Below are 7,851 nucleotides of genomic sequence, written 5' to 3'. Positions count from 1 at the left end.
ATGACCATACTGTGTACCTTTAGAGTGATGCTTTTCGCCTGGTTTATTGGAAGTGCTTGTTGGTCAAGAAGAAATTTGCCAACTCCATATCCTTTGCCTTTTGGCTCCAGCGCATTAAGCCTTATTTCGCTGGTTCTTCATTACGACGATTTAATCGCATCTTCAAGCCGGGGCTTTACTCATGGGTACTTTGCTCGATGCTTACTAACTTAGGCTGTCAGTAATAACACCTTTTCACCCCGCTTCAGGCGTTGATGGCTAGTCTCAAACCTGGGGGTGATGCTTTCACCGTTGCACCTACGGGGTAGGATTTGAGGGTTCTAGGATAATAACTCTCACCTACATGGTCATTCAGTTGTCAAGGTTCTGTACCTTGCGGCTAATCCTCCAAACCCTTGTGGGTTTTAGTTTCTAGCCAACGATTCGCACTCCCTCAGTGAAGACATAATCTGAGCTTTGTTTTAAGTCCACGTCATGCCCTGCCGCAGACTATCAATTTCCTACCTTGAACCTTACCGAAAAAATGGGTTTAAAGCCCCGTGCTTCTAGCACGGCTTTAAAGTAATAAGTAATAAGTAATGAGTAATGAGTAAGAATATTAACTAATTACTTATTACTTATTACTCCAGAATTACCGTGGCTTCAGTCCGGTGAGGATGTCAATAATGATCGTAATGCCACAAGAGCGAGGCTTTTCAGACACCAATGCGGGTGAAGTAAACCAATTGTATTATAACAACATATTTGCTCGTTTCCTCCATGTTCTCCTCCCTTGCCTACGGCGAAGGCCCGTAGAACTGTCGTCAACTCACTCGCATTCATCTCACACTCCTAAGAGTGAGATGTGGGACTTCTGCTAAAAAAGTTAAATTATTCCCCCGCAAACCAAGCACCATGAAACCCATAAGGCACTCGTTGGGGAATTATCACCCGCGCTACAGGTTCAGCCGTTACATCTTGAGCATTCACCACTACTAATTCTGAAGTGTTTGAATTCTCATCGTGGACGAAAGTTATCAGCCAACCATCATCCTCAGCAGTTGCACCAGGACGCGGTGCAAATACAGCTTCACTGCCATAGCGTCCCTGTCCGAATTCATGAGTTTGGGACTTTCCACTGCTGAAATCGTACTTAATAATACCTTCAAATAAAGCTACGGAATTATACACTATTTTGTTAGTGTAGCCATATCGGTTTTGTCGCCCCACTAGGTTTTCGTTGATGCGGGGAAATTCTGAAACTACATCATCTAACATTTCTTCACGCACTGTCCCTGTATTGAGGTTAAATCGCCAGCGATACAAACGGGGGATATTTGCCTCCGGGTCGGCTTGCGAATCATTAGAACTCAAAACACTAGTAGAACTCATCCGACACGCAATCAACACTACTTCGTCTCCCTCTTCGTAAGCGTTGAGGGTATGGAAGACGTAGCAAGCAGGACTTTCAAACCATCGGATATTACTGTTGTCACCGTGACGTGGTACAATTCCAAAGCGACTAGGGCGATCGCGCTCAAACGTCACTATCGGTTCTCCCCGTTGCGATCGCTCTGGGTTACAAGTCAGGGGCAAATCCATGAAAATCGTGTAGTTTTCAGTGATGGCAAAATCGTGCATCATCACTCCTATTGGCAGGTCAATTGGCACTGTCCGCAACACTTCGCCTTGGGCTGAGACTACACTATATTGCAGGTAGGGTGGCGCAAACAAAGAGTAGCCAAAGAAGATCATTTCGCCCGTCACCGGATCTACCTTGGGATGGGCTGTGAAGGCAGAAACTAGCTTGCCATTGTAGCTGTACTCGCCAATGGTTTCTAATTCAGGCAGCTTGATGGCATGAGGTTTACCCCCTTCGTTCAGCGCCAACATTTGACCGGCGTGCCACACTAAGGCAGTATTAGCAGTATTTTTGTAGCCACCGGCGGGGTTATTTATTTGTGGTGGTTCTAACAACCCACTCCAGATAGCTTTACCCGCTTCTCGTTCTTTTTTCCATCCGGCTGTCTGGACGTAGCGGTTACGATAAGTGGCTATCCCGTTGCTAATTTGCACACCATGTAACATCCCATCCCCATCAAACCAATGATATTGACCGATGGGTGTCCATTGAGGGTTAGGGCCATTCCGCACAAACATCCCTGATAAGTCAAGGGGTAATTCACCAATGACAAGCAATTTGTCGGTGGTAATTTCTTCATGGACTGGAGCAAAATTGCCATCGAGATAGGGATTGACTGCTATTGTTACCATTATCTTAATTTAAGCGTACATTTGTACTGTACATTCAGGTTTGTCTTAATGCCCACATGGAAATTTTGAGGGCGTTAGGAGTGCTGAGTTAGGAGTTAGGAGTTGAGACGCGAAAAATCCAAGTCTTTCCAAGAGTTAGGAGTTTTGTTTATCTCCTTGTCTCCCTTGTCTCCCTTGTCTCCCTTGTCTCCCTCATCTTCTCTTCAGCTAAGGCTTTTGACTACCAACTTCTTGAGTTTCAGGAGTAATGGGAGCGCCATTGGTTAAGTTGAGAATACCAGAAACAACAATTTTGTCCCCCGCTTTTAGTCCTTGAATAACTTGATAATTATTCCCCTCAATAACTCCCAATTTCACCGGTTTTTGTTGAGCGACTAAAGATGGCGCTCCCGGTTTAGACTTTTCTTGCGGCGCTTGCGCTACAAATACAAAAGTCTCTCCGCCCAAGCGAGATACTGCTGTAACTGGAATTAAGATTCCTGGACGTTCATTCCAGATCACTTTAGTTTGCACTGACTGAAGATTAAGCAGTCGATTTCTCAAGTTGCCAAAGTTGGCTTTTATCAAAACTGTCTGCGAATCGGAACTAGCATTTGGGGAGATAAAACTGATTTTACCCGTTGCGATCGGTTTGTCTTGGACGTCAAGCATTTGCACAGGTAAGCCCAAGCGCAACTTTCTGGCTTCAGTTACGGGAACGGAAATATTCAGTTTTAAAGAGTCGTTTTTAGTTAGTGTAGTGAGTTGATCTGCTTTTTGCACATAATCTCCGACCCTTGCGGGAATATCACCAACAACGCCAGTGAAAGGTGCTAGAACTTTTGTGTATTGTAGCTGGACTTGGGCAGCTTGAACTTGGGCAGCTGCTTGAGTTACTTGCGATCGCGCTTGGGCTATTTCTTCTGGGCGCGAACCATTTTCTAGTTGTCTTAAGTTTTGTTTCTGTTGTTCCAAAGCACCAGCTAGCTCGTTGATACTAGATTTTCGGCTTTGGCTGAGTTGGTCTAGGCTTTTCTGAGCTACGACAAGGGCAGCTTCAGCACTTTGCTGTTCTTTGACATATCCATCTAAGGTATCTTGGGAAACTGCGCCCTCTTTTCTCAATTGTGCGTATCGTTTGGCGCGTGACTGTGCTAGTTCCAGATCGGATTTAGCTGACTGAATTTTAGCCACAGCCTGAGCAATTTCTTCTGGTTGCGATCCCGATTGGGCATCTCTAAAGCGAGCTTGGGCTTGGACTAATTGCGCTCTAGCTTGAGCAACTTCTTCTTGTCGCGTACCCGCTTTGAGTTCAGCAAGCTTTGCTTGGGCTTCTTGCAGTGAGCCTCTAGCTTGTAACAATTGAGCTTGGACATTATCACTTTGCAGATTAATAATGGCTTGTCCTTGTTGAACGCGATTGCCCTCTTGGATGAAAATCTCGGTAATTCGTCCTTCAACTTGTGGTCTGATGATTACTGAACGTGGAGCCTCTAAGGAGCCAATAAAATCTGAACTTTCTTGGACTGTTTCATTTTTCAGTGTCACTAGCTTGACCGGAACTGCTCTAGGTTGACTAGCATTTGCTTCAGCCCCGCCTTGTGCATTGCTGCTAGTATTACTAGTTTGCCACCAACGCCAAGCAAAACCGACACCTGCAATTAATAAGACGATTCCTAAAAGTAGGGGCCAACGACGTTTTTGAGGTCGCTTAGGCGATGGCTGTGGCAATTGTTGTGACTCTTGACTAGAATCAATAACAGTGGGCTGTTCTGTTTCAATGGGTAGGGGAGAGTCAGGGAACTCAGAATGGGACATCTTCGTTTTCTCGTCTTGTGGATTTAGACTTGGGCAATCTACTCTTCGCTAAAAAAGCATTATTGGAATAGTTTTTTAGCCCTTTTTCTCTATGCTGGTGAAAAATATGTTTGGGTATTTGGGCGATCGCTCACGATGTCTAGCACCTAAAATGAAACAATTTTATTTAGCACATTATGGTTGATTTGTACATTCCTTAACTCCGTTCAATTTCTTAAAGTGTAATTTATAGTTTTTTCTTAGTCAGTATAAACCCAGTACCTTAGCTCAGAGAGAAAGCACGGTTAATATTGTTGCAGCTAAAGCTTCTAGCTGTAAAGCAATCGCTTCGGTAATCAGAGCAAGTTAGTAGTTGCTCTTTAGTTCATAAAGTTACCTCATTGACCGCAGAAACACGAGCTATTTCTCGGGTTGTCGCTGTGGTTAACCTACCGTTGCAAATACCGTTAGTTGCTGACTCGATCGAGGGTGCATAAGTTTGTGCCGTCCTTGATGCTAAGTTTTCTCTGAGTGTTTGCAAGTGCTTGCTTGCATTATAACCACATAGTACAGGAGATTGTATTAGTTATAGATGAGTTTATCGCTCTTGAGTAGTAGTGAATACTGATCTTAAGGAAGAAAAGAGTTTGGAGCGATGCCTTGTTTACCAGAGGCTACGCCTAACGCTGATTAATTCAGCTCTATTAATCAAGATTGCGAGTTTCATCAAGTTATCCTCACCAACAACGACGTGCAGTCAATCAGTATTTTCTAGATTCCTATTTTTGAGCATTCTCAACTTCCTACACTTAGTTCACCCGAATGGTTGATTTTTAACTCACCCGAATGGGTGATTTAATTTATGCCAATCATGGTTCTGTCTGTGTAGCCGAGCCAGAAATCCCCAATCCGCTTCAACCATCTACAACTGATTTCTTAGAATCCAATTTTGGTAAAATACCGACATTCGATTTTCGGTTGGCAACAATATGAGAAAAAAGCCACTCATAGCGATCAAGCGCTTGCTCTAAAGAATAGTTTTCTTCGGCAAACTGTCTTCCTGTTTTACCTAGCTTCGTCCCTAGAGCCGGATTAGCATATAAATCATGCACCGCAGCGGCCATTGCTTGGGGTGATTCTGGCTCAACAACTATCCCACCACCACTCAGTTCGATCGCTTTCGCAGCAGTACCAGTGGCAGGAACTGAACCGACAATTGGGCGACCACTCGCCAACAACAGTGGTATCTTTGAAGGCATATTGAACGAAATCACATTATGCTTTTGCACAATTAGCCCGACATCAGAGGCTGCTAGCATTTCGGGTAGTTTTTCTCGCGGCTGTAACGGTAGTAGCAAAACATTATCTGCTCCATTTGATAGACAATATTCCTGCAACCTTTGCAATGCTCTTGATTCGCCAACAATGACAAAGACAATATCTTTAATATGACGTAAGCAAACTGCTGCTTCGATTACTGTTTCTAAGCCTTGCGTTAGAGCAATGTTGCCCGAATAAAGAACTACAAATTTCCCCTCTAGTTGATGGCTAGATATCCAGGAGTTGCTCTGTTTTGGTAAGGGGCGAATGAAATTTACATTTACCCAATTGGGAATACAAACGATTTTATTAACAGGTACTCCCTTATTGACTAAATTCTCACGAAACCCATCGGTAATCACACTAATAGTGTGTGCAGTCCGATATGCAAATTTCTCTAGGGCTGCGAGAGTTCGGATCATCCACTTGTTTTTTAATAGCCCGATACGCACAGCAGCTTCTGGTAAAATATCTTGCACATTCAGAACTACTGGACAGTTGTATAACCAGCCCAATATTGTTGCTGGTAACGTACCTAGTAGCGGCGGTACTGTTAAGATAATCACATCTGGTCGCGCGCCTTTAAAGGCTTGGGGTAAGCTCGTGAAAACAAAGCTCAACTCCAATAACAGCCGATCCACGAGGTTAGGTTTAGACTTAATTCGGACGTAACTTCGCTGAATAGTCACGCCATTTTTTTGTTCAGTAAGATACCACTTATTCTGATACCCATCGTAAATTTCGCGCTGAGGATAGTTGGGCATTCCCGTAATCACTCGCACTTTATGACTTCGCTTTACTAGTCCTTCTGCCAATTCAGTCATTAACGGAGCAATTCCAATTGGCTCTGGATGATAGTTGTAGGAATAAATCAGAATATGCATGAACTATATTATGAATTTTGTGAAGATAGCATGAGACGATCGCATTACTTACTTAATAGCCAGTTGGGACTGCTATTTTTATTACTTACAGCGTTTTTATTACATGAAGTACAAAGCTACTAGTTTGGAGCTGCTGGGGCAGAGGTAGAAACTGTTTATAGATGATCTGTATCCCTGCGTTTTGTACTTTATTTATTTGCAAATGCTGTATTTTGACTGGTAAAATTCTTTGATTAAATTTTTTTTAGACATGGGTTATAAATTTTCTTAGTGGTTTTTTACAAGAGAAATTTTTTACTTGCATAAAAAACTTAAAAATCAAAATATGACTTTGTATAAACAGGTTAGGCTATTGATAAATATAGAATTTATTTTCTGGTGATTATGACAATAGTTGGTCTGCTGATTTCCGAACTAATGCTTAAATTTAAACTTCGAGAATTGTAGCATTATATTCAGTGTTATGCATATAACCCTCATTCCGCCTTGTAAACTGGCACATGAAGTATTTTAAACCAAGTCATCAGGATTGTTTCATTAGGGGGAATCTCACTTTTTAAGTAGTTCAAAGGCATTGTTAATCAAGAACTAATAGACATTTGGTGAAATTAAATATGCGTTATCCAGAATCCTTGTAGAGACTTAACAGGGCTACGTCCATACATTTTTTATCACTGATACAGCAGATTTCAAGGAAAGTGAGGTACAGAAGCTAAGTCTGATTACCCAGGTATAAAGCCTGTTTTACTACTGAATTCGGCTGTATTTATAATGAGGTTAAAGATAACCCCACCAGTTCACTGAACTAGTAGGGCTAGAATAGAGATTCAGTAAATTTGGCAAGCTCTGACTAGAAAGCCCTAATTTCTAGAAAGAGGCTTGCTTTTTCTTGAAAGTTGAACCTAGACCCAAGGTAGCAAATGCTAGTAAACCCAAGATAGAAGCAGGTTCAGGCACTTTAGAGACTTGAATAGAACCAGAATTTTGATCTAGTGTTGTTGACGTTCCCTGTTGATCAACATCCTGACGTAATGCTAAAGAGTCGCCAACTGTTCCCTGAAAGAAATATTCTCCAATTACACCAGTTCCTCCTGCGACATCAAGGGGGCCAAACAATTTCTGAGTGGAAGTATTAAAGTTGAAAGCGAAGAAGCTAGATTGTGAAACTCCACCATTAACGGTGTTATAGGTTCCCAGAAGATTTTTCGATGGGTCTAAGAAGGAGACATTCAAAGATTGTAAAAATTTGGTTGCTCCACTACCAGCTTCGGAAATGATTGTTGGTGCTGTAGTTTCGTCGTAGCTGAATGAACCTGTTGCTGAGTAACCAGCATCACCTTGCCACTTAAAGTTTAACTCAATAGCTTGGGCTGGATTATTAGCAGCAGCGATCGCAATACTGGTTGCTGCGATCGCGCCGATTTTGGCGAAAATATTTTTCATGGTCGTAACTCCAAAATTGATTGGCATGATGCATATATCAATGCATCAAACAATACTAAGTTTACGATAGAAATATATATCCGTAAATACCGCATAAAACTACGTAACTAATGTAATGAATCTGTAAAGAGAAGCACTTTTTTTGTAAAGTTTTGCATAAAATGCCAAGTCTATA

Annotated in this window: 4 protein-coding genes; all 4 read right to left on the bottom strand. The window is 42.3% G+C overall.

The window, feature by feature from the left end; translation table 11 throughout:
- Window positions 1-870 precede the first annotated feature (870 nt).
- The 4 genes from HWQ37_RS15975 to HWQ37_RS15960 all read right to left on the bottom strand — a co-directional run bounded on the left by HWQ37_RS15975 (window position 871) and on the right by HWQ37_RS15960 (window position 7,676).
- The gene (locus tag HWQ37_RS15975; protein ID WP_292748606.1) at window positions 871-2,253 is read right to left on the bottom strand and encodes a carotenoid oxygenase family protein; all 1,383 of its coding nucleotides are present in this window, start codon (window positions 2,251-2,253) and stop codon (window positions 871-873) included.
- 207 nt (window positions 2,254-2,460) lie between these two features.
- Window positions 2,461-4,050: an efflux RND transporter periplasmic adaptor subunit gene (locus HWQ37_RS15970; protein ID WP_292748605.1), complete on the bottom strand. Its 1,590-nt coding sequence runs from the start codon at window positions 4,048-4,050 to the stop codon at window positions 2,461-2,463.
- Between the two features lie 893 nt (window positions 4,051-4,943).
- A complete protein-coding gene (locus HWQ37_RS15965) occupies window positions 4,944-6,233 on the bottom strand; it encodes a glycosyltransferase family 4 protein (RefSeq protein ID WP_292748604.1) in 1,290 nt (429 codons plus the stop codon).
- 867 nt (window positions 6,234-7,100) lie between these two features.
- The gene (locus tag HWQ37_RS15960; RefSeq protein WP_292748602.1) at window positions 7,101-7,676 is read right to left on the bottom strand and encodes a PEP-CTERM sorting domain-containing protein; all 576 of its coding nucleotides are present in this window, start codon (window positions 7,674-7,676) and stop codon (window positions 7,101-7,103) included.
- Window positions 7,677-7,851 lie beyond the last annotated feature (175 nt).

Origin of the sequence: Nostoc sp. NMS4 (assembly GCF_017115095.1) — a bacterium.
Taxonomy (GTDB): domain Bacteria; phylum Cyanobacteriota; class Cyanobacteriia; order Cyanobacteriales; family Nostocaceae; genus Nostoc.
The sequence above is the reverse complement of the archived record's forward strand: the minus strand, read 5'-3'. Positions and strand labels throughout refer to the sequence as shown.

Excerpts from the sequence above, each read along its gene's own strand:
- HWQ37_RS15975 (WP_292748606.1), bottom strand. The coding sequence starts at position 2,253 with ATGGTAACAATAGCAGTCAATCCCTATCTCGATGGCAATTTTGCTCCA.
- HWQ37_RS15970 (WP_292748605.1), bottom strand. The coding sequence starts at position 4,050 with ATGTCCCATTCTGAGTTCCCTGACTCTCCCCTACCCATTGAAACAGAA.
- HWQ37_RS15965 (WP_292748604.1), bottom strand. The coding sequence starts at position 6,233 with ATGCATATTCTGATTTATTCCTACAACTATCATCCAGAGCCAATTGGA.
- HWQ37_RS15960 (WP_292748602.1), bottom strand. The coding sequence starts at position 7,676 with ATGAAAAATATTTTCGCCAAAATCGGCGCGATCGCAGCAACCAGTATT.